Raw genomic sequence first — 20,903 nt, 5'->3', positions numbered from 1 at the left:
TCGCCCACCCGGGAAAACCTGAGCCCTCGCGTGCGTGCCGGGCACCGCTCTGGTGCAAAGTGGTGCAGCACGGGGCGGACTGGGGCTGACCCCAAGGGTTTTGGAGGCCCGGCCGGACCCCATGGGTGGGGGCTTTGCCTGAGGCGGCAGACCTGGGGCTGCCCCTAGACTTTGGTCATGAAGTTCGAGCTGTGCGATGAGGAGTTGGCCGGGCTGGAGCAGGAGCTGGAGGACGCCGGCGGCCTCGCCCGTTTGCAAGCCCTGGCCGAGATGGCCTGGCATCTGCGCCAGCGCGACAGCCTGCGTGCCCTCAAGCTGATCGCCGAGAGCGAGCGCCGCCTGGCCATCGCCCAGGCCGCAGGCAAGCCCCTGCCGCCGCCGCTGGCTGCGCGCCTGGGCCTGCGCCTGGCCCTGGCGGCCAGCGAGATCGCCGTGCATTTCTGCCGTTTGGACGAGGCCCACACCCAGCTGCGCCGTGCGCGTGCCTGCCTGCTTGGCCTGAGTGAGGCCGATTACGCCTGGGCCGTGGGCGACTGCTGGCTGGTCGAGGCGGCCCTGGCCAAGGCCAGCGGCGAGCGCAGCCGCGAGCTGCAGGCCTTGCGCCAGGCCGAGTCGGTCTGCGCCGCCAGCGGCGACGCCCAGCGCGCCGGCATTGCCCGCGGGGTGGCCTGCAGTGAGTTCAGCATCAGCCAGTCGGCCGATGAACACGCGCCCGCCACCAGCGGTGCCCCGGTCGCTGGCGGCCCGGCGGCCGAAGCCTGGCAGCTGGCAGCCCAGGCCTTCCCCTTGTGCCTGCGCGAGCCGGCCACCGCTGCGGGCCTGTTCCTGCGCGCGGCCGAGCTGGCGCGCGGCATGGGCATGCGGCGCTTTGTCTGCATCGTCACCATGAATGCCGGCAATGCCTGGCTGGAGCTCGGTGACCTGAACAATGCCGCCAGCTGCTTCGAGCAGGCGGCCGAGCTGGCCGCGCGCACCGGCTGGCCGGTGCTGATGGGCACCAGCCAGACGCAGATCGGCCGGGTGCTGCGCCATCTGGGCCGCTTCGAGGAAAGCCAGACCGTGCTGCACGAAGCCCTGGCCCTGCTGCGGGTGGCGCCGCCCGGCACCATCAAGGCCTTTGCCTGCAGCGAGCTGGCCTTGACCCTGCTGTCCCTGGGCCAGGCGCCGGCCTCGGTGGCGGTGATGGACGAGGCCATCGCCCTTTACCGCGCCGCCCAGTCGAATGTGAACCTGGCCCTGAACTTGGTGCGCCAGGCCCGCGCCCAGGCCCAGCTGGGCGCCACCGAAGCGGCCCTGGCTGCGGCCAGCGAGGCGCAGGCGCTGATCGAACGCTTTGGCTACACGGCGCTGGCCGTCGAGCTGGCCGAAGCCCTGGCCGAGGTGCACCGCCACGGCGGCGCCAAGTTGCCGCCGCCGCCCGGCATGACCGCGCCCAGTGCCACCATCCATTTCGCCCAGACCGCCTTGCACCGCGGCATGAGCATCCCGGGCTGGAAGCCACCTCCGGCCCTGCTGGCCTATCTGGCCGACGCCTGGGCCGAGGCCGACGAGATGGCCCAGGCCTACTCCTACGCCCGCCTGGCCCGCCTGGCCCACGAGCAGGGCGATGCACTCAAGCTCAAGGACCCGCGCACCATGCTGCATCTGCTGGGCTACCGCAGCCTGCTGGCCGCGCGTGCCAGCGAGCCGGTGGCGCCCCCGTCATTGCGGCCGGCCGTGGAACCTACCCAGCCGGCGCCCGGTCCGCTCAGCGCCGGCCCCGAGTCCCTCACGCCCAAGGAAAGCCAGATCCTGCAACTGCTGGCGCGCAACTACTCGAACAAGGAAATTGCCCAGTCCCTGGGGGTCAGCACTGAGACCGTGAAATGGCACCTCAAGGGCCTGTACGGCAAGCTGGCCGCCGGTTCGCGCCGCCATGCAGTGACACGTGCACGCACCTTGGGCATGCTGCACAGCGGCGTCTGAACGCAGGCCCCCCTAGTTCGCCATGTCCGGGTTCAGCGCCCGGTTTCCGTTGGCTTGAAGCGAGTGCGCATGGTGCGCGTTCGGCATTCAAGGAGCGGAAGATGAAGACCCAAAACTCGATGACACGCAGCGGTGCGGGCTTGTGCCTGGCGCTGGGCTTGCTGTTGGCGGCGGCCGGTGCGCAGGCCCAGAACTACCAGATCACCGGCCATGTCAACACCCTGGCCTCGACCTTTGCGCCGGGGCCGCGCGAGGACCTCACGCGCACCGAGCACTTCAACTGGATGGACCGGCCCGAGGCGCAAGTGCCACAGAGCCTGGCGGCCCGGGTCGACGGCAGCAATGGCGGCTATGGCTGGGCCAGCTTGGAGGCGTCGATGGGACGGCTCAAGGCTTTTGCCGAATCGGCCTACCCGAGCGGCATCCCGGCGCCGCATTACTACGGCTACTCTTTCGGCACAGCCCAGGCCACCTTTGCCGACACCGTGCAGGTTCAGGGCGCCGGGCTGGCCTTGGGCGCGCCAGTGCGCTATGAATTGCTGCTGTGGATCGAGGGGCAGATCAGTCAGCCCTCTTTCGAGATGGGTGGGCACTTGGCCGTCGACGGCCTGGCCGAGATTCGCCTCACGGACCGGACCAGCAACACCCAGAAGATCTTCAGCTGGAACGCCAAGACGCAGAGCACGGGCTGGTACAGCCTGGCTCTGGACACCGAGGTTGGCCATTCTTTGATGGTCTCGGGCATGTTGTACGCGAGCGCCTCGGTCGACTCCAGTGCCACTCTGGCGCGCTGGGCTCAGTCCGACTTCAGCCACACGGCGAATTTCTATCTGCGCCCTTCGGTGGCGGCGCTCAACACGGTCGGTGCCAGCGGCCATGACTTCACGGTCAGCGCCGTGCCCGAGCCCTCCAGCGCGGCGTTGCTGGCGCTCGGTCTGCTGGGCCTTGGCCTGAGGCTTCAGCAACGGCGCCGCCCGCAGTCCTGACGTTCTGTTCGGCCGCACTGGCATCATGGCTGCCCATGACGAGCTTGCCCTGCGCCGCTGTGGATTGGCCCGAGTTCTCGGCCCTGCTGGACGCGGCCCTGGATCTGCCGGAGGCTGAGCGCGCCGCTTGGTTGCAGGCGCTGCCGCCCGCTGCGCTGCATTTGCGTCCGGCCCTGGCCCGGGTGCTGGCGCAGGACGGGCCGGCGACGCCGCGCCTGGAGCTGCCCGCCATGCGGCTGGGCAGCGAGACGGTGGGCGAGCCTGAGTTCAGCCCGGATCAGGTGCTGGGGCCTTGGCGCCTTGTGCGCCGACTGGGACAGGGGGGCATGGGCGAGGTCTGGCTGGCCGAGCGCTGTGACGGCGCTTACCAGCGTCAGGTGGCGCTCAAGCTGCCCCATGCCCTGGCTTTGCTGGGCCAGGGGCGGCGGCGCTTTGCCCAGGAGCGTGACATCCTCGCGGCCTTGCAGCACCCCCATATCGCTCAGTTTTATGACGCCGGCACGGCCGAACTGCCCGGCGGCGAGCTGCAGCCCTGGCTGGCGCTGGAGTACGTGCCGGGCCTGAACATCAGCGCTCACTGCCAAGCCCGTGCGCTGGCGCCGCGGGAGCGCTTGCGTCTGATGCAGCAGGTGATGGCGGCGGTGCAGCACGCCCATGGTTGCTTGCTGGTGCATCGGGACCTGAAACCGTCGAATTTGATGGTGACTGAGCATGGCGAGGTCAAGCTGCTGGACTTCGGCATTGCCAAGCTGCTGCGGCCCGAGCCCGCGCTGGGCGAGCCGAGCCGATTGCTGTTGGCGACACCGGCCTATGCCGCGCCCGAACAGGTCCAGGGCGGCACGATCAGCGTGGCCACCGATGTTTACGCACTGGGGGCGGTGCTGCAGGAGCTGCTGTGTGGCCGCCCGCCCGTACCAGACAGCGCCGGCCCCTTGCTGGCCTCCGAGTCGGTGCAGCCCGGTCATGCCGAGCACTGCGGCTTGAGCCGGCGGCGCCTGCAGCGTTGGCTGCGCGGCGATATCGATGCCTTGCTGGCCAAGGCCCTGGCGCGCGAACCGGCCCAGCGCTATGGTTCGGTCCAGGCCTTCAGCGATGACATCGGTCGCCACCTGGCGGGCCTGCCGCTGCAGGCGCGCCGCATCTCCTGGCTGGCGCGCCAACTCAAGGCGGCGCGCCGGCATTGGCTGCTGCTGACGGCGGCGGGGGCGGTCAGCCTCAGCCTCGGTCTGGGGCTGGCAAGCAGCTGGTGGCAGGCGCGCGAGGCGGCCGAACAGGCGCGCCGCGCCGAGGCGATCAAGACGTACTTGCTGGAACTCTTCAAGACCCTGGACCCGCGCCAGGCCGATGCCCAGGACCCCGCCGCCGGCATGCGCCGCCTGCTGCAGCAGCAGATGGCGCAGATCGAGCAACGCCTGCCCAGCGACCCCGAGCTGGCCGAGGAACTCTTGCGGCTCAGCGCCACGGTGGCGGTTTATCTCAGCGATGAGGCGCGCAGCTTGGAGCTGGCGGGTTTGCGCTGGCGCCTGCTCAAGCAGCGCCTCGGGGCGGGTCATGCGCGCAGCACGGAGGCCGGCCTCTCCTTGTTCTGGGCCCTGTGGTCGGCGGATCAGCGCGAGGCCGCGGCTCGGGTGCTGGGCGAGTTGGACACGCAGCTGCCGGCCACCGGCCTGCTGCGCGCCGAGTGGACCCTGGCGCGCCACGATGTGCTGGTCGAGCGTGGTTTCGCCGCCAGCGAGCGCAGTGCCGTGCTGCAACAAGCGCTGCGTCTCTATGCCGAGGCGGCACCGCAGGACAGCGGCCGCATCGCTGCGCTCAGCCATTGGGCCGCCTTGCAGTTGAAGGAGGGCGATGCAAGGGCGGCGCTGCTCACCGTGGACCAGGCCCTGGCCTTGCTGCCCAAGGCGGAGCCCTATATCGCCTTGGACCACGCCCGCTTGCTGGCGCTGCGCGCACAGGTTCGCTCTGCCCTGCCTCAGGCCAGCAGCGGGCCTAGAGAGGACTTGGATCAAGCCGTGGTCTTGCTGCGCGGCAGCATCGGCCTGCGCAACCCGCTGGCCTGGGCTGTGGTCGCGCAGCGACTGCAGCTGGGCTGCGCCACGCCGGCCGGACCGCTGCAGGCCCAAGCTTGGGCGCAGGCCGAGCGCCTGTGGCGTGAAGCCTGGCCGGAGCCGGCGCTGAGCGGCGTCGCGTCGCAGGCAAGCATGGATGGGCGTGCCGCCTTGCTGCGCAGCGCGGTGGCTGCTTGTGCATGGAGCGCTGCGGCCGGGCCGCCGTTCAAGCCGTGAGCATGCTCAGCAGCAAGGCGCGGGCTTTTTGCCAGTCGCGCCGGACGGTGCGTTCGGTCAGGCCCAGGTTGCTGGCAATCTCGCCCTCGCTGAGCCCGCCGAAATAGCGCAGCTCCACCACCTGGGCCAAGCGCGGCTCCAGGTCCTGCAGGGCCAGCAAGGCCTCATGCACCGCCAGCACGGCCGGCTCCGGGCTCGCGCCCGGCAGGGCGGCCAGGCCTTCGGTGTCCAGGCTCAGATCGGCCTGGCCGCCGCCGCGTTGCTCGGCCGCTTGTTCACGCGCCAGGTCGACGATCACCGAGCGCATGACCCGGGCGGCATAGGCCAGGAAATGGCCGGAGCTGGCAAAGTGGGGCGCGACATCGCTGCGATTCAGGCGCAGAAAGCTCTCGTGCACCAGCGCGGTCGTGTTCAGGTGCAGGCGTGACGGGCCGGCGCGGCGCAAGCGCGCCCGGGCGATCAGCTTGAGCTCTTCGTACAGCGCTGCGAATCGGGGCTCGGCCGCGCCGGGCTCGATGGCATCAGCCGCCGGCCGCTGTGGACTCATGGCTCGGGCGTGTCGGCCCGGATGGCGCGCAGCTGCAGGCTGAGCTCCTGCCACAGGCCATCTGCCTCGGCCGGCCAGGCGCTGCCTGCGTTCAGTGCTTGCTCGAGCAACCGTTCCAGGCGGTTCGCCAGATCGCTGCTGCCGTCCAGGCCAAGGATCAGGAGCACGCTCTTGAGGCTGTGGGCCAGGCGCCGCAACGCCGGGGTGTCGCGAGTCGTGCAGGCGCGTTCGCCTTCCTGCAGGTCCTGGGCGAACTGCTCCAGGCTTGCGGCCCGAAAGCCGCGGTAGAGCGCCGCGTCACCGCCGAAATTGCGCAAGATGGCCTCCTGGTCGGCCTGCGGCGCGGGCTGCTGCTGCGGCGGCGGCGTGGGCGCATCGCTGGCCGCGGGCACTGGGCCCAGGACCTCGAGCACGCAGGCCTCCAGTTCGCCGACGCTGCAGGGCTTGAACAGCAAGCGTTCGACGTTCAAGGTCTGCAGGCGGCTGCGCACCTCGGGCTGCAGGCCGGCGCTGAAGGCCACGAGGCGCGCGCTGCCGCGCAGCGCTGGCAGGGCCTGCAGCTCGGCCAGCAGGTCCAGGCCCGAGCGGTCGGGCAGCATCAGGTCGGTGATGAGCAGATCGAATGCGCTGCGGCGCAGGGCCAGCAAGGCCGAGCCGACATCGCCGCAGACGGTCAATTCCACGGCCAGGTCTTCCAGCACCATGCTGACGAAGCGCTGCAGTGAGGGGTCGTCCTCGACCAGCAGCACGCGCCGCTGCGCGGACCCTTGGGCCAGGGCGCTCACTCGGCGGCTCCCGCGGCCAGTGCCGCGTGCAAGGCGGCGGGCAGGTCCAGCACCAGGCGCGGTTTGTGCACCACCGGCACACCACTCAGGGCAAAGGCAAAGGGTTGGCGCTGGTCCTCGTCCAGCGAGGTGACGACGATCAGGCGGCTGTGCGCAAACTGCACATGGGAGCGCAAGCTGGTGATCAAGGTGGCGCCGTCGATGCCAGGCAGCAGGATGTCGACGATCAGCACTTCGGGTTGCAGCTGGCCGACCATGGCCAGGCCGACGATGCCGTCGTGGGCACTGTGCAATTCGAGTTCGGGGAATTGCTGCTTGAGCAGCATGCCGATCAGGTTCTGGTAGTGCACCGAGTCTTCGATCACCAGGATGCGCAGGGGTTTGGCTTTGGCCGCGGTGCCGTTGTCGGGCTGCGGCAGGGCGGCCCGCGCTGCGCTGCGCGCCAGGGCGCCCGGGCCTTGGCGCTGCAGCTGCCAGGCACGCACCGATTCGCTGGAGATCCGGCGGTGCCCGCCCGGCGTCTTCCAGGCGGTCAGTTCGCCGCGGTCCACCATCAGCTGCACCGAGCGCACCGCCAGGCCCAGCATGCGCGCCACTTCCATGGTGCTGAAATCGGCACTGTCTTCGTCACTGCGCTTGTTTGATTCAGTCATTGTGTGATTTTGCCGAATTTATACGGAAGCACACGCATTTTTTCCCGACCATCAATTGATATAAATGATAAATTAGCCGCACTGAAATGAAATCTGACCGGAGTCCCCGCCATGAAGAAGATCCTGATCGTCGATGACCATGCGGACATCCGCCGGCTGATCCGCATGACGCTGGAATTCGAGGACTACGAAATCCACGAGGCGGCCAACGGCGATGCCGCCATGGAGCAGGCCCGCAAGCTGCTGCCGGACTTCGTGCTCATGGACGTGATGATGCCTGGCGGCATCGATGGCTTGGAGGCTTGCCGCCAGATGCGCGCCGACCCGACGCTGCGCAACACCCATGTCATCTTGCTCAGTGCCCGTGGCCAGGCGCGCGACAGGGAAGCAGGCCTGAAGGCCGGCGCCCATGACTATCTGGTCAAGCCCTTCAGCCCCTTGCAGCTGATCGACAGCCTGGCTGCGCTGTGGCTGATCGACTGAACACCGCCTTGACGTTTCCGGCGAAGGCTTTGCAATCATGCTCATGACGACTTCAGCGCATCCGGCCGATCTGCTGGCGGCCCCCGAACTTCTTCAGCCCTCCAGCCTGCGGTTCGATGCTGCCGCTTCGGCCCAGATGGAGTGCATCATCTCCGACCTGGGGCGCATGTACCACGAGCGCAATGAGGCCTTGCGCGAGGTGACCCGCGCCCACCACGAGGCCTTGCTGCGTCTGGCGCGCGCCGCCGACTTTCGCGACGACGACACCGGTGTGCACATCTTGCGCATCGGCTTCCTGGCGGAAGCGCTGGCGCTGCTGGCCGGCCAGACGGCGCCGGCCGCGCGCATGTTGCGCTGGGCCGCGCCCATGCATGACATCGGCAAGATCGGTGTGCCCGACCATGTGCTGAAGAAGCCCGGCACTTACAGTGCCGAGGAACGGCGCATCATGAACAGCCACCCGCTGATGGGGGCACAGATCCTCGGTCGCTCCCGCATCCCCTTGTTTCAGCTCGCCGCCGAGGTGGCCATGAATCACCATGAGCGCTGGGACGGCGCCGGCTACCCCTTGGGTCTGGCTGGCGCGGCAATCCCTCTCTCGGGACGCATCGTCGCCGTGGTCGACTTCTTTGATGCCCTGACCATGGACCGCTGCTACCGCCCTGCGTATGACGATGCCATAGCGCTGCAGATGCTGGCCGAGCAACGCGGCCTGGCTTTTGACCCCATGCTGGTGGACCTGCTGCTGGCCAACGCGGGCGAGATGATTGCGCTGCGCGAGCGGATCAACGCGGATCCGCCCAGTTTTGAAACCCTGATCGACGAAGGTTGAGCACCATGGGCACGCGCTCCTCTACGACCACGATCCAGACCCACGACCGGCCGGCCCAGCGGCAGCGGCTGCGGGTCTACCTGAGCGCGGGTTTGTTGAGCTTGGCCTTGCTGCTGGCCCTGGCTGTGCTGGCCTGGTACGAGCGCAACGAAGCGTTGAGCGCCGCGCGGGCCCGGGCCGAGCTGATGAGCCGGGTGCTGGAAGACCAGATCACCCGTGCCGTCGAGGCCGCATCGCTGAGCTTGCGTGTTCTTGCCGAGAGTCCTTCGTTGCCGAACTGGCTGAGCGCCGATGCTGCCAGCGGCAGTGGCGACGCCATCACCACCCAGACCGGCCTGCGCCAGGCCCTGCAAGGGCAGACGGTGCTGCGCAGTGTGGCGCTGCTGACCCCTCAAGGCCGGGTGCTTGCCAGCTCGGAGGCGGGCGAGGCCGGACTGCAGGTTGATCTGAGCTTGCTGGGCAACTGGCCCAGCGAGGGCTCTGACCGCCTGGGCCGTCTCTTGCCCGGCCGCGGCGTGCGCGATCTGCACGCCGGCCCGGTGACGTCGCCAGTCAGCATGTTGCCCTTGCTGCGCCCGCTGAATCTGGGCGGCGGTCGGCGCCTGCTGTTGCTGGCCATGATCAACCCCGATACCTTGGCCAATTACCAGAGTCAGGCCCTGGCCGATCTGCAGGGCGCCGCCTTGCTGAGCAGCTTTGACGGCCAGCTGCTGGCCAGCAGTGAGAGCGTGCCCCAGGCACCCGGCAGCCGCTTGAGTGCCCATCCGGTCTTCAGTGACTGGCTGCCCGCAACTGAGTTTGGCAGTTATGTGGGCGCCGGTGCGGTTGCAGGATCTCAGGTGGTGGCCTTCCGCGCCTCGCGCACCCGCCCGCTGGTGCTGCTGGTCGAGCAGCCCGTGGACTTGGCCCTGCAAGGCTGGCGCGACATGCTCCACGTCTTGCTCGGCATCGCTGTGGCCGGCATCCTGCTCATCGCCGGCACGACCTGGGTGGTCTTGCGCAGCCTGAGCAACAGTGCGCGCGGGCGGGCGGCGCTGAGCCGGGCTCATGAGCGTGTGGCGGCCCGCGAGCAGGAGTTGCGCGTGTTGCTGCGCAGCCTGCAGGAGTTTGTGTTCCGCACCGACGCCAGCGGTGCCATCAGCTTTGTCAATGCCCGCTGGGCCAGCCTCAGCGCCTTGCCGAGCCGGGATGCCCAGGGCCTGTTCCTGGCCGACTTGGTGGTTCCGGAACACCGCGCGAGGGTGCAGGCCTTGTTCGACCCACGCGGCCCGCTCGAAGAGGCGCGCACGGCCCAGTTCGCCTTGTTGGCGCCCGATGGCCGGATGCGCCGCTTTGAGATGTCCGTCCTGCCCTTGCAGGAGGTCCGTGGCCAGGGCCTGACGGGTTTTGCCGGCAGCGCCGTCGATGTGACCGAGCGCTGCGAAGCGCAGCAGAGCCTGCAGCACCAGCTGGCTTTCAGTGCGCTGCTGCAGGAGATGAGTCCCTTGCCGGTGTCCATGTTCGATGTGGCCGGGCATTACGTCACCGTCAACCAGGCCTGGGAAGAATTCACCGGCCGCAGCCGCTTCGCCACCATCGGCCAGGCGGTCGGCGGCTTCATGCCCCGGGCCGAGTGCTCGGTTCATGAGGAGCAGGACGCACGCTTGCTGCGTGAGGGCGGCCGCATCCGTTACGAGACCCAGATCAAGCACCGCGACGGCAGCCTGCGCGACATGCTGATCACCAAGGTGCGCGTGCCCGATCAGAACGGCGGGGTCGCCGGCATTCTGTGCACGCTGGAAGATGTCAGCGAGTTCCGCGCCGCCGAGCGGGCCACCCGCGAGGCCCGCGACGTCGCTCAGGAAGCCTCGCGCGCCAAGAGCGAGTTCGTCGCCAATATCAGCCACGAGCTGCGCACGCCGCTGCAGTCCATCCTCGGCTTTTCCGAGCTCGGGCTGGCGCGTTCGGGCGAGCAGGCCAAGCTGGGCGGCATGTTCCAGGACATCCAGCAGGCCGGGCAGCGCATGCTGGCCCTGGTCAACGACCTGCTCGATGTGTCCAAGATCGAGAGTTCGGTCGGCACTTTCGACCTGGAACGCTGCGACCTGCGCGGCCTGATCCAGGGCGTGATGCGCGAACTCGAGCCGCTGATGGCGCGGCGGACCTTGCGCCTGTCGCTGCGCCAACCGGCCACGCCGCTGGCCGCCAAGGTCGACCCGCTGCGCTTTCAGCAAGTGATCCGCAACGTCATGGCGAATGCCATCAAGTTCTCACCCGAGGGTGGCGCCCTTGATGTGCGCGCCGCTCTGGCGCCGCAGGGCGAGGTCCACATCTCCGTGGCCGATCAAGGGCCAGGCATTCCGCCGAAGGAGCTGGAAAAGATCTTCGATGCTTTTGTGCAGTCGAGCCAGACCAAGGACGGCTCGGGTGGCACCGGACTGGGCCTGGCCATCTGCCGCAAGATCATCGAGATCCACGGGGGTCGCATCTACGCAGAGAACCGCGTCGACGACGGCAGCGACAACCCCGGCGCCATCTTCCACATTTACCTGCCCCTGCGTCAGGCGGGCGATTCGCAGCTGATGAGCAGCCTCGATTGAGGCCAGGGCAAGCCCCGCGCCCAGATTGAAAACTTCATGCCGGGCCTGCTGGCTGCTGTGCTGGACCGCGGCCCCGAGGGGCCGCTGATTCGCAAGGCCGGCGTCATGGCCGCTCAGGTGCCCTGGCCCTGGCCCTCTCCGCGCTCGTAGACCACATTGGCCCGGCCGACCAGCAAGGGGTCCAGGGGGCCGATCTTGTCGAGGTCCTTGTTGGTATAGGGCAGCTGGTGCAGCACATGGCGCAGGGCGTTCAGGCGTGCGCGCTTCTTGCAGTCCGACTTGACCACGGTCCAGGGCGCCTCGGCGATGTCGGTGTGGAAGAACATCGCCTCTTTGGCCTTGGTGTAGCTGTCCCATTTGTCCAGCGAGGCCAGGTCGATCGGCGAGAGCTTCCATTGCTTGAGCGGATGGGCCTCGCGCTCCTTGAAGCGACGGCGCTGTTCTTCGCGGCTGACCGAGAACCAGAGCTTGACCAGATGCGTGCCGCTGCGCGCCAGATTGCGCTCGAATTCGGGCGCCTGGCGCATGAACTCGGTGTACTCGTCGTTGCTGCAAAACCCCATCACACGTTCGACGCCGGCGCGGTTGTACCAACTGCGGTCGAACAGCACGATCTCACCGGCTGTCGGCAGGTGCTGCACATAACGCTGGAAATACCACTGGCCACGTTCGACCTCGCTGGGTTTTTCCAGCGCCACGACCCGGGCGCCGCGCGGGTTGACGTGTTCCATGAATCGCTTGATCGTGCCGCCCTTGCCAGCGGCATCGCGGCCCTCGAACAGGATGACCAGGCGCTGGCCACTGTTCTTGACCCAGGCCTGCAGCTTGAGCAGCTCGACCTGCAGCTGGTATTTCTGCTTCTCGTAGCTCTTGCGCGACAGCAGGTTCTTGTAAGGGTAGGCGCCGTGGCGCCAGTGGCTGGACAGGGCCTGGTCGGGGTCGACGCCGGCTTCGCTGCCTTCGGGTGTCTGCAGCTCCTGCAGCAAGGCCTGGCGCAGGGCCAAGGCATCGTCGGGTGCGCAGCCGGCCACGACGGCGCGCACCGAGGAAGCCAATGCCGTCGGACCCTGGCGGGCAACGATGTCCTTCAAGGCCTCCAACTCGCGCGCCTGGGCGGCGGCCACGGCCTCCTTGACGACGTGGCGGGCAATGCCGGCCGGGTCCTGGCGGCCGGCGGTGTCGCCGCTGCGGCTGCGGCGGGGCGCCGGCTTGGTGGCGCTGCTGCGGCTCTTGGGGGCGACGGGTGCGGTCTTGCGTGCGGCTGTGCTCATGGCGTGATTCGGTTTGTCATGAATCCGTCACATTCTCACCCCTGCGGCCGCCTTGCCTTGATGCAGCTCAAGAAGCAGTTTCGGAGGGCGCTTGAACCGAGCGCCGACCGTGTCTGGCTTCACGAGGGCGCTCAGAGCGGGTGACTTTGCAGCCACCAGGCCAGGCCGCTGAAGCTCAGGAAGGCCAGGCTGGTGCTGGCCAGGATGATGCGGGCGATGCGACCGTTGTCGGCGCCATAACGTTCGGCCAGCAGGGAGACATTGCTGGCGCTGGGCAGGGCGGCCGCCAGGGTCAGAACGGTCAGCTCGAAGCCGCCCAACGGCAGGCCCAGACGGCGCGCGCCCAGGCCCAGGCCCAGCACCAGGGCCGGATGCAGCAGCAGCTTGATCGCGGCCACCGGCAGATAGAGCTCCGGCGGTGTGCGGCTGTGCGCATGCCGGCCGGCTCGCCAGAGCACGGCGCCGATGGTGAACAAGGCCACCGGTGTGGCGGCATCCGCCAGCATGCGGATCACGCTGTCCACGGGGCCGGGCGGGCGCAGGCCGCTGGCGCTGGCCAACGCGCCGAGGGCGATGGCCCAGGGCAGGGGGTTGGACAGCGCGCCGCGCAGGGCTTGCCGTGCTGCCGCGCCGGCGGCGCTGCGCCCATCAGCGCCGACCACCGCGTCATGGGCGCGCGCCAGGGCGATGCACAGCGAGCTGGTGAAGAACAGGTCGGCCAGGATGGTGCAGATCACCGGCCCCGCCGCCGCCGGCCCGAGCAAGGCCACCAGCAGGGGCACGCCCATGAAGCCGGTGTTGGGAAAGGCGGCCACGAGGGCGCCAAAGGCCGCATCCTTGAGCTGCACCCGGGCCGAGAGGGTCAGGGCAATGCACAAACCCACGACCAGCAGGGCGGCGCTCAAGTAGACGCCCAGCACTGCCGGGTTCAGCAGTTGCAGCACCGGCGTGTTCATGCCGAAGCGGAACAGCAGGCAGGGCAGGGCGAAGAACAGCACAAAGCTGTTGAGCCCCGGAATAGCGCTCTCTGCGAGCAGGCCTTGGCGAGCGGCCGCATAACCGCACAGGACCAGGGCGAAAAAGGGCAGCGTGACGGCGAGAATGGCACTCATATGAAGCTTCAGTATCGCAAGGGCCAGACGGCTACGGCGGGCTCCAGTCGACCCGAATTGCAGCCCGGGCCTGGGCCGCAGTGCTTGTGCTGGCTCACCGAGGGTGTGAATAAGCCCCGAATCGCGTGAGCAAATGCGCGGGGCCCCCCGGTTCGAGGGCCACGCCTCTTCCCCAAGCCGGGCGCAATCCCCTAGCATGTCAGCACAAACCCTATGCGAATGCCTGAACTAGCCCTTCCCCCCCCGGCCGCACCGACCACGCTGCGCGAAGGCACAGCCCTGGGCGTCTGGCGCCTCGCGGCCGCCGTGCATGGCGTCGACGCCGGCCCCGGCGGCCAGTGGTACCGCGCCCAACATGCGCTGGCCACGGGGCAGTCCAGCGCCGTGCTGGTGCTGCCGCGCAGCGAACGCGCCGCAGGTGTGATGCTGCGTTTCGCCGACCAGGCGCATGACCTGGGCCAGCTCTCGCATGCCAAGATTTCCGTGCCCAGCGACAGCGGCGTTACGCCCTTGGGCCAGCCCTACATGATCCTCGGCTGGGCCGAGGGCCAGCCCATCATCAGGGCCTGTTCGCACATGCCTTTGCGGGCTCGCTTGAGCCTGGTGGTGCAGCTTTGCGAGGTGCTGCGCTATGCCCACCAGCAAAGCTGGCTGCTGGCTGAGGTGGACCCCGGCATGATCTGGGTCACCCCCGACCAGCGACTCACCCTGATGGGCATGGGCTTGATGCGCATGCCCGACCCGGAAGACCCGTTTGAGCGCGGCATGGGCCTGGGCTCAGTGCCCGGCTACGCCAGCCCCGAAGCCTTGGCCGGCGAGCCGCCCAGCCTGGGCAGCGAGGTCTACGGTCTCGGCGCCTTGCTCTACATGCTGGTCGATGGCCGGCTGCCCTCGGCTTTTGGTGGCGATGTCGATGAGGCCTCGCCCTCGGCCAGTTGGTCCAATCTCAGTGGCGCCGAGCAGTTCAGTCTGGATGCCTTGCTGCACAAGGCGGTGGCACCCCGTGCCGACCGCCGTCACGTCAGCGCCGAGGCCTTGGCCGACGATTTGCGGGCTTGGCTGGCGGGCGAAAATCACTCCGCCCTGAGCCTGACGCCGATGCCGGGCAAGGACGCCGCCGCGGCTGACGCCGCGACGGAAACTGTGGAAGCAGGAGCCGGAGGACTGCATGAGTCGCCGCGGCGCAGCAAGCGATTGGCCCTGGTCAGCGTGATCGCGGTCAGCCTCTTGGTCGGCGGCTGGCTGGGGCGCCAGTATCTGCAAGGGCCCGCGACCGCACAAAACATCCCGGCCACCACCTCCATGGCAAAAACCCAAGCGGCCTTGGCAGCACCCCAGCCGTCGCCCACGGTGCAGCAGGAGAACCGCCCGCGCCAACAGTTGGCCACAGGCGCCAGTGCCTTGCGGGCCACGCCGGTGGCCGACAGCGCCGAGCTACGTCAGGTCTCGCTCAACGAGTGAGCGCCGGCCCGGCCTGATTCGACCGCGAAGCGTGCCGAGACCTCGAGCGCGCTGCCCGCATCCCAGAGTTCCTTGACGCTGCGCAATTCCACTTCCAGCTGGGTTTGGCTGAGCTGGAAGCGCATATAGCCGTGCTGGTCGGCGCGTCCATAGCGCAGATGCGGGTTGTGCGGCAGCGCCCGGTCGATGCGGCTCTGGTCCAGGCCCTGGCTGCTGATCGAGGTGCCGCAGAACTCCGTCGCCAGCACCGGGTTGCCGGCGCCGACGGGCAGGTCGAAATCGGCGCGCAGATCGGTCACATAGTTGGCATGCACGTCTCCGCCCAGCACCACGGCATTGCGAGGCTTGCGCGCCGCCATCTCGCTGAGCAGGCGCCGCCGGGCCAGCGGGTAGCCATCCCAGCCATCGGTCCAGTAGACGCCCGGGCGCTCGGGGTTCTCTTGCCAGTTCATGCGCGCCATCAAGGTTTGCTGGGCGAGCAGATTCCAGGCTCGGGAAGCGTCCCAGCTCTGCGCCAGCCATTGTTCTTGTGCGGCGCCCAGCAGGCTGCGCCGCGGATCGAGAAAGTCGGGGCAGTCCTTGATCGACAAAGTGTTGGAGCCGCCGCGCCCGGGCTTGGGGCAGACCTGCGGGTCGCGCCATTGCCGGCCATCGACGCTGATGATGCGCGCCAACTGGCCCCAGTCGTAGCGCTCATGGATGCGGATCTCGTGGCCGCGCGGTCGCAAGGCTTTGGGGAATGGCATGTGTTCCCAATACGCCTGGGCGGCCGCCACGCGGCGCTGCGGAAAATCGGCCTCCAGGCCTTGTGAGCTGTCGCCGGCCCAGTCGTTGTCGACCTCGTGGTCGTCCCAAGTGACGATCCAGGGGGCGCGGGCATGCATGGCCTGCAGCGCCGGGTCGCTCTTGTACTGGGCATAGCGCTGCCGGTAGTCGTCCAGGCTGCGGCACAAACCGCCTTGGTGCACGCGTGGCGACGGGCCGCTGGCCGATGCATTGGAGACCGCGGCATTTTCGTAGATGTAGTCGCCCAGGAAGAGCACCAAGTCCAGCTCCTGGCGCGCCATATCGGCCCAGGCGGCATAACGGCCATGGTCCCAGCGCTGGCAGGAGGCAATCGCGAAGCGCAGCTCGCTGACCTTGGCATCTGCGGCCGGCGCCGTGCGGGTGCGCCCAGTCATGCTGCGGGCGCCCAGGGCGGTGAAGCGGTACCAGTACCAGCGGTCTGGCTTGAGGCCGGCTGGCTCGGCATGGACGCTGTGGCCGTCTGCGGCCACAGCCAGCTCCTGTCCCTTGGCCACGGGCTTGGTGAAGCCCTCGTCTTCGGCCAGCTCCCAGTCGACCTTTACCTGGGCCGGCAGCTCGCTCCCGCTCAACCGTGTCCACAGCACCAAAGTGCTCGGGCGCGGGCAGCCCGAGGCGACACCGAGCGCGAATCGCTCCACCGAGTCGGCCCGCGCGTGGCGGATGAAGAGGGGGGCGGTCGAGCCGGCCAGGGCACTCAGAAGCAATCGACGGCGCTGGGGGGAGGGCGTTGAGCTGTTCATGAGCGAAGCATAAAGGTGGACGGGCTCAGTTTCCGTGACGCCGATGACGGCAGCTTTTGATTGGCGCACGGCCTCAGTTTCAGCCCGCATCCCGCATGGCTCATGACTTGTTGCTCAGGCTCAATCCGGAACCCTCACTCCCCATTGCCGCCCCAGTTCACGCAGCACGCCGGTGCTGCGCAGCGTCTCCAGGCTGCGGTCCAGGTCCAGTCGCAGCGCTTCGCCCTGGGCGTTGCGAGGGTAGGCGAAGTGCCCGGCCTGCACGGCGATCGGCGGCTGCAAGGGCACAAACTGCTGCGTCAGGCCCAGGGCCTCCAGCACTGGCGTGGTGTTGCGCTCGTTGCTGGCCAGCAGTTCGATGCGGCCGCGTTGCAGCATGCGCAGACCGGTGGCGACGTCGCCGGGGTTGCTGATCAGCAGCTTGCTGCGGGCATGCTCGACGGCTTCGCCATAGGCCCAGCCCAGGACCAGGCCGACCGAGCGCCCGGACAAGCTGCTCCAGTCACCGCGCCACAGCTCGGCCTTGGCAGGGCTGGCGTAGAAGACCAGGGCGTCCTCATAAAAAGGCAGTTGAGAGAACAGGAAACGGCTCAGACGTTCCGGACTGCGGTAGGGGCCGATCAAGACGTCGGCCAGGCCCTGCTCCACCATCAGCTGGGCCCGCGCCCAGGGCAGGATCTCGAAACGCAGGCTGTGGCCTTGCTGCGCCGCGGCCCTGTTCAACAGGTCCACGGCCATGCCGCGCGCCTGCCCTTTGGAGTCCAGCTCCAGGACACGTGGGAACTGTGTGCCCACGGCCAGCAGGTCCCGGGCTTGGACTGCATTGCCGAGCACCCCGCAAAGCAGGCCACAGAGCAGCAGGACGGTGGAACGGAGGCGCGCGGTCATCGGCATGCGGGGCAGTTTATGGGCGGCGAGCCGGGCGGCTGCCACGAATGGCTATCATCGCCCGTCCTCCCCTCCGCTCGCCATGTCCGCCAAGCCCGCCTCCAAGCTCAACCCCGCCCAGCTCCAGGCCGTCCACCATTTGGATGGTCCTTGCCTGGTGATTGCGGGCGCCGGCTCGGGCAAGACCAGCGTCATCACGCAAAAGATTGCGCGCCTGCTGCAGGCCGGCTATGCGGCCAAGCACATCGGCGCCATCACCTTCACGAACAAGGCCTCGCAGGAAATGCGCGAGCGTGCCAAGAGCCTGATCGGCCCGCGCGCGGCCAAGGATCTCGTGATTTCCACCTTCCACTCGCTGGGCGTGCGCATCCTGCGCCAGGAGGGCACGCGGGTCGGTCTGAAGGAGCAGTTCTCCATCCTCGACAGCGACGATGTGCTGGGTCTTTTGCGCGACGCCGGCGGCACGGTCGACGCCAACCAGGCGAAATCCTGGCAGTGGACCATCTCGATGTGGAAGAACCAGGGCCTGACGCCCAAGCAGGCCATGGCCATGGCCCGCGACGACAACGAACGCGCCGCGGCCGTTGTCATGGAGCGCTACCAGGAGCGCCTGGCCGCTTACCAGGCGGTGGACTTTGATGATTTGATCAGCCTGCCGCTGCGCCTGCTCAGCGAGGACGCCGAGGCGCGCGGTCGCTGGCAGGACCAGCTGCGCTATGTGCTGGTGGACGAGTATCAAGACACCAATGCCGTGCAGTACGACCTGCTCAAGGTGCTGGTCGGGCCGCGCGCCATGTTCACCGCCGTGGGCGATGACGACCAGAGCATCTACGGCTGGCGCGGCGCCACCATTGAAAACTTGAAGCGCCTGCCGGTCGACTACCCGCATCTGAAGGTGATCCCGCTGGAGCAGAACTACCGCTCCACCGGCGCCATCCTGCGCGCGGCCAACAATGTCATTGCCACCAACCCCAAGCTGTTCGAGAAAAAGCTGTGGAGCGATTTCGGCGACGGCGAGCCGGTCAGCCTGATCGAGTCGGATGGCGAGGAACATGAGGCCGAGCGCGCGGTGGCACGCATCCAGGCCTTGCGCGGCGATGGCAAGGCCAAGGACTTCAAGGAGTTCGCCATCCTCTACCGCGCCAACCACCAGGCGCGCATCTTCGAACAGGCCCTGCGCCGCGCCAACATCCCTTACAAGGTCTCAGGCGGCCAGAGCTTTTTCGACAAGAGCGAGATCAAGGACTTGTGTGCCTGGCTGCGCCTGCTGGTCAATCAGGACGATGACCCGGCTTTCCTGCGCGCCATCACCACCCCGAAGCGGGGCATCGGCCACCAGACTCTGGGCGCGCTGAGCCAGTTTGCCGGTCAGTGGAAGTGCAGCATGTACGAGGCCTTGTTCGCCGAGAGTCTGGCGGCTGTGCTGAGCAAGAAGGCGATCGGCTCGCTCCATGAATTTGGGCGTTATGTCAATGAGCTGGAATACCGGGCCCGCCACACCGAGGGCGCCGAGCCGGCCAAGGCGCTGCTGCTGGAGTGGCTCAAGGACATCGGCTACGAGCAGCACCTGATCGAGAGCGAGGAGAACGAGAAGGTCGGCATGGCGCGCTGGAACAATGTGCTCGACTTCGTCGATTGGGTGGCCAAGCGTTGCGGCGGCCAGGTCACCAATGACGGCGGCACGACCATGGAGGCGCAGAAGGAGTCGGTGCTGCAGGTGGCGCAGACCATCAGTGTCATCATCTCCCTGTCCGAGCGCAATGAAGAGCAGGACCAAGTGACCCTGACCACGCTGCATGCGTCCAAGGGCCTGGAGTGGCCGCATGTGTTTCTGGCCAGCGTCAACGAAGGACTGCTGCCTTTCAAGGCCGATGACGAGGACATGACCGCCCAGCGCCTGGAAGAAGAGCGGCGCCTGATGTATGTGGGCATCACGCGGGCGCGTACCACCTTGGCCGTTAGCACCTTGCGGCGGCGCAAGAAGAACCGTGAGCTGGTGATGGGCGTGCCGAGCCGCTTCATCACCGAGATGCGCTTGAACGAAGGTTCGGGCAAGGAAGACCCGCGCGAGAAGCTCAAGCGACTGCGCGAGACCTTTGCGGCCAAGGGCGCCGCGTCCAATGCTGCGCAGGCGGCGCAGGTCGAGAAGCCGGGCGGCTGATCGATCAAGGCTCGCTGGCGTCTGTGTCCTCGCTGCCGCTGCCGCCTTCTTTGGGCGGCCGGCCGCGCGGGCTGCGGTTCACCGCCGGTTTGATGCCGCGCCGCGCCAGGGCCTCGCGCAGCAAATACTCGATCTGCGCATTGGCCGAGCGCAGCTCCTGCGCCGCCAGGCGCTCGATCTCGGCCCAGAGCGCCGGGTCCAGGCGCAGGGCGAAGCTCTTTTTGTCAGGGCTGGCCATGGTGTCGTGGGCTGAGGCCGGGGTGGCCTCAGTTGTACAGCGTACCCGTGTTGACGATGGGCTGCGTCTCCTTGTCCGAGCACAGCACCACGAGCAGGTTGGACACCATGGCGGCCTTGCGCTCGTCGTCCAGTTCGACGATGGAGCGCTCGCTCAGGCCCTTGAGCGCTTCCTCCACCATGCTGACCGCGCCGAGCACGATCTTCTTGCGGGCGCTGATGATGGCCTCGGCCTGCTGGCGGCGCAGCATCACCTGGGCGATTTCCGGCGCATAGGCCAGGTGGGTGATCTTGGCGTCCTGCACCTCGACGCCGGCGTCGCCGAAGCGCTCCTGCAGCTGCTTGACCAGGGCCGCAGCCACCTCGTCCTGGCCGGCACGCAGCGTGGTTTCGCCGCTGCTCAGATCATCGCCCTCGTCGTAGGCAAACTGAGCGGCCAGATGGCGGATCGCGGCCTCGGCCTGGATGCGCACATAGACCTCGAAATCATCGACCTCAAAGACCGCACGGGCCGTGTCCTGCACGCGCCAGACCACGGCAGCGCTGATTTCCACCGGGTTGCCGCGCTTGTCATTGACCTTGAGCGTGGGCGCATTGAGATTGCGCGAGCGCAGCGAGATCTTGCGCTTGATCATCAGTGGGTTGGCCCAGCGCAGGCCTTCGCGCCGGTCGCTGCCGCTGTACCGCCCGAACAAGGTCAGGATGCGCGCTTCATTGGGCTGCTGCATATAGAGCCCGGCCAGAGCAAGCACGCCAATCAGCAGCAGCGCCAGTGCAGGGATCAGGGCCTTGGGACCCAAGTTCACGGCACCGAACACCAGGGCTATGCCGCCCATCAAGGCCAGCAAACCCAGGGCCACGGCCAGATAGCCGTTGTGGGTGCCAGCGGGGGTTTCGATGCGCAGTTCACGTTCGGATTTCATGATCGCTCCTCCGTTAAAGGTGATATCACTTTAATCGCAGAATGGCGGCTGTCAAGCGCTTCGGAGATGGGCTGCTGAGAGGTCCGTTGAATGGCGGTTCCGCTGGTGTGAGTGGGCGTGCGCCCGTCGCGATGGACGCATCTTGCGTTTTTAATTTGTCCAGTCGTACAATTTGATCAAATGGACAA

Annotated in this window: 17 protein-coding genes; 8 read left to right on the top strand and 9 right to left on the bottom strand. The window is 67.9% G+C overall.

Annotated elements, in window-relative coordinates:
• The first annotated feature begins 177 nt into the window (after window positions 1-177).
• The 3 genes from ACQY39_RS00755 to ACQY39_RS00745 all read left to right on the top strand — a co-directional run bounded on the left by ACQY39_RS00755 (window position 178) and on the right by ACQY39_RS00745 (window position 5,236).
• Complete coding sequence (locus ACQY39_RS00755; RefSeq protein ID WP_428503009.1) at window positions 178-1,965, top strand: LuxR C-terminal-related transcriptional regulator; 1,788 nt, start codon at window positions 178-180, stop codon at window positions 1,963-1,965.
• 101 nt (window positions 1,966-2,066) lie between these two features.
• Window positions 2,067-2,951 carry a PEP-CTERM sorting domain-containing protein gene (locus ACQY39_RS00750; protein WP_428503008.1) on the top strand — a complete coding sequence of 295 codons (885 nt, stop codon included), beginning with the start codon at window positions 2,067-2,069 and terminating at the stop codon, window positions 2,949-2,951.
• 35 nt (window positions 2,952-2,986) lie between these two features.
• The gene (locus ACQY39_RS00745; RefSeq protein WP_428503007.1) at window positions 2,987-5,236 is read left to right on the top strand and encodes a protein kinase domain-containing protein; all 2,250 of its coding nucleotides are present in this window, start codon (window positions 2,987-2,989) and stop codon (window positions 5,234-5,236) included.
• On the opposite strand, the gene ACQY39_RS00740 is transcribed toward ACQY39_RS00745, so the two are convergent.
• From ACQY39_RS00740 to ACQY39_RS00730, 3 genes are read right to left on the bottom strand one after another with little or no spacing between them, the layout of a single operon-like run.
• Entirely contained in the window at window positions 5,226-5,783 is a 558-nt protein-coding gene (locus ACQY39_RS00740; protein WP_428503006.1) for an ECF-type sigma factor, read from the bottom strand. The two genes, ACQY39_RS00745 and ACQY39_RS00740, sit on opposite strands and share 11 nt — an antisense overlap.
• Window positions 5,780-6,568: a response regulator gene (locus ACQY39_RS00735; RefSeq protein ID WP_428503005.1), complete on the bottom strand. Its 789-nt coding sequence runs from the start codon at window positions 6,566-6,568 to the stop codon at window positions 5,780-5,782. Before ACQY39_RS00735 ends, ACQY39_RS00740 begins: the two co-directional genes overlap by 4 nt.
• Window positions 6,565-7,221, bottom strand: coding sequence for a response regulator (locus ACQY39_RS00730; RefSeq protein ID WP_428503004.1), 657 nt, complete (start codon window positions 7,219-7,221; stop codon window positions 6,565-6,567). The genes ACQY39_RS00735 and ACQY39_RS00730 overlap by 4 nt, the downstream gene beginning before the upstream one ends.
• A gap of 111 nt (window positions 7,222-7,332) precedes the next feature.
• On the opposite strand from ACQY39_RS00730, the gene ACQY39_RS00725 reads away from it, so the two are divergent.
• Genes ACQY39_RS00725 through ACQY39_RS00715 form a run of 3 tightly spaced genes read left to right on the top strand, consistent with a single transcriptional unit; the run spans window position 7,333 to window position 11,115 of the window.
• On the top strand, window positions 7,333-7,704 hold the full coding sequence (locus ACQY39_RS00725; RefSeq protein ID WP_428503003.1) for a response regulator transcription factor: 372 nt from the start codon (window positions 7,333-7,335) through the stop codon (window positions 7,702-7,704).
• Between the two features lie 43 nt (window positions 7,705-7,747).
• Entirely contained in the window at window positions 7,748-8,536 is a 789-nt protein-coding gene (locus ACQY39_RS00720) for an HD-GYP domain-containing protein (RefSeq protein WP_428503002.1), read from the top strand.
• A 5-nt stretch (window positions 8,537-8,541) separates the two neighbouring features.
• A complete protein-coding gene (locus ACQY39_RS00715) occupies window positions 8,542-11,115 on the top strand; it encodes an ATP-binding protein (RefSeq protein ID WP_428503001.1) in 2,574 nt (857 codons plus the stop codon).
• 113 nt (window positions 11,116-11,228) lie between these two features.
• Here ACQY39_RS00715 and ppk2 read toward each other — a convergent pair whose 3' ends face one another.
• A complete protein-coding gene (ppk2, locus tag ACQY39_RS00710) occupies window positions 11,229-12,386 on the bottom strand; it encodes a polyphosphate kinase 2 (protein ID WP_428503000.1) in 1,158 nt (385 codons plus the stop codon).
• 131 nt (window positions 12,387-12,517) lie between these two features.
• Entirely contained in the window at window positions 12,518-13,498 is a 981-nt protein-coding gene (locus ACQY39_RS00705; protein WP_428502999.1) for an AEC family transporter, read from the bottom strand.
• Window positions 13,499-13,717: 219 nt separating this feature from the next.
• On the opposite strand from ACQY39_RS00705, the gene ACQY39_RS00700 reads away from it, so the two are divergent.
• Window positions 13,718-14,959, top strand: a complete 1,242-nt coding sequence (locus tag ACQY39_RS00700; RefSeq protein WP_428502998.1) for a serine/threonine protein kinase — start codon at window positions 13,718-13,720, stop codon at window positions 14,957-14,959.
• On the opposite strand, the gene ACQY39_RS00695 is transcribed toward ACQY39_RS00700, so the two are convergent.
• Window positions 14,938-16,506, bottom strand: coding sequence for an alkaline phosphatase D family protein (locus ACQY39_RS00695; RefSeq protein WP_428502997.1), 1,569 nt, complete (start codon window positions 16,504-16,506; stop codon window positions 14,938-14,940). The two genes, ACQY39_RS00700 and ACQY39_RS00695, sit on opposite strands and share 22 nt — an antisense overlap.
• A 120-nt stretch (window positions 16,507-16,626) precedes the next feature.
• Window positions 16,627-17,394, bottom strand: coding sequence for a substrate-binding periplasmic protein (locus ACQY39_RS00690; RefSeq protein WP_428502996.1), 768 nt, complete (start codon window positions 17,392-17,394; stop codon window positions 16,627-16,629).
• Between the two features lie 82 nt (window positions 17,395-17,476).
• Here ACQY39_RS00690 and ACQY39_RS00685 point away from each other — a divergent pair, with 82 nt between their 5' ends.
• Complete coding sequence (locus ACQY39_RS00685) at window positions 17,477-19,555, top strand: ATP-dependent helicase (RefSeq protein ID WP_428502995.1); 2,079 nt, start codon at window positions 17,477-17,479, stop codon at window positions 19,553-19,555.
• A gap of 4 nt (window positions 19,556-19,559) precedes the next feature.
• Here ACQY39_RS00685 and ACQY39_RS00680 read toward each other — a convergent pair whose 3' ends face one another.
• A complete protein-coding gene (locus ACQY39_RS00680; protein ID WP_428502994.1) occupies window positions 19,560-19,793 on the bottom strand; it encodes a hypothetical protein in 234 nt (77 codons plus the stop codon).
• Window positions 19,794-19,821: 28 nt separating this feature from the next.
• On the bottom strand, window positions 19,822-20,715 hold the full coding sequence (locus ACQY39_RS00675) for an SPFH domain-containing protein (protein ID WP_428502993.1): 894 nt from the start codon (window positions 20,713-20,715) through the stop codon (window positions 19,822-19,824).
• Between the last annotated feature and the right edge of the window lie 188 nt (window positions 20,716-20,903).

The sequence above is a fragment of the Roseateles sp. genome, from assembly GCF_965262435.1.
Lineage (GTDB): Bacteria > Pseudomonadota > Gammaproteobacteria > Burkholderiales > Burkholderiaceae_C > Paucibacter_A.
The sequence above is the reverse complement of the archived record's forward strand: the minus strand, read 5'-3'. Positions and strand labels throughout refer to the sequence as shown.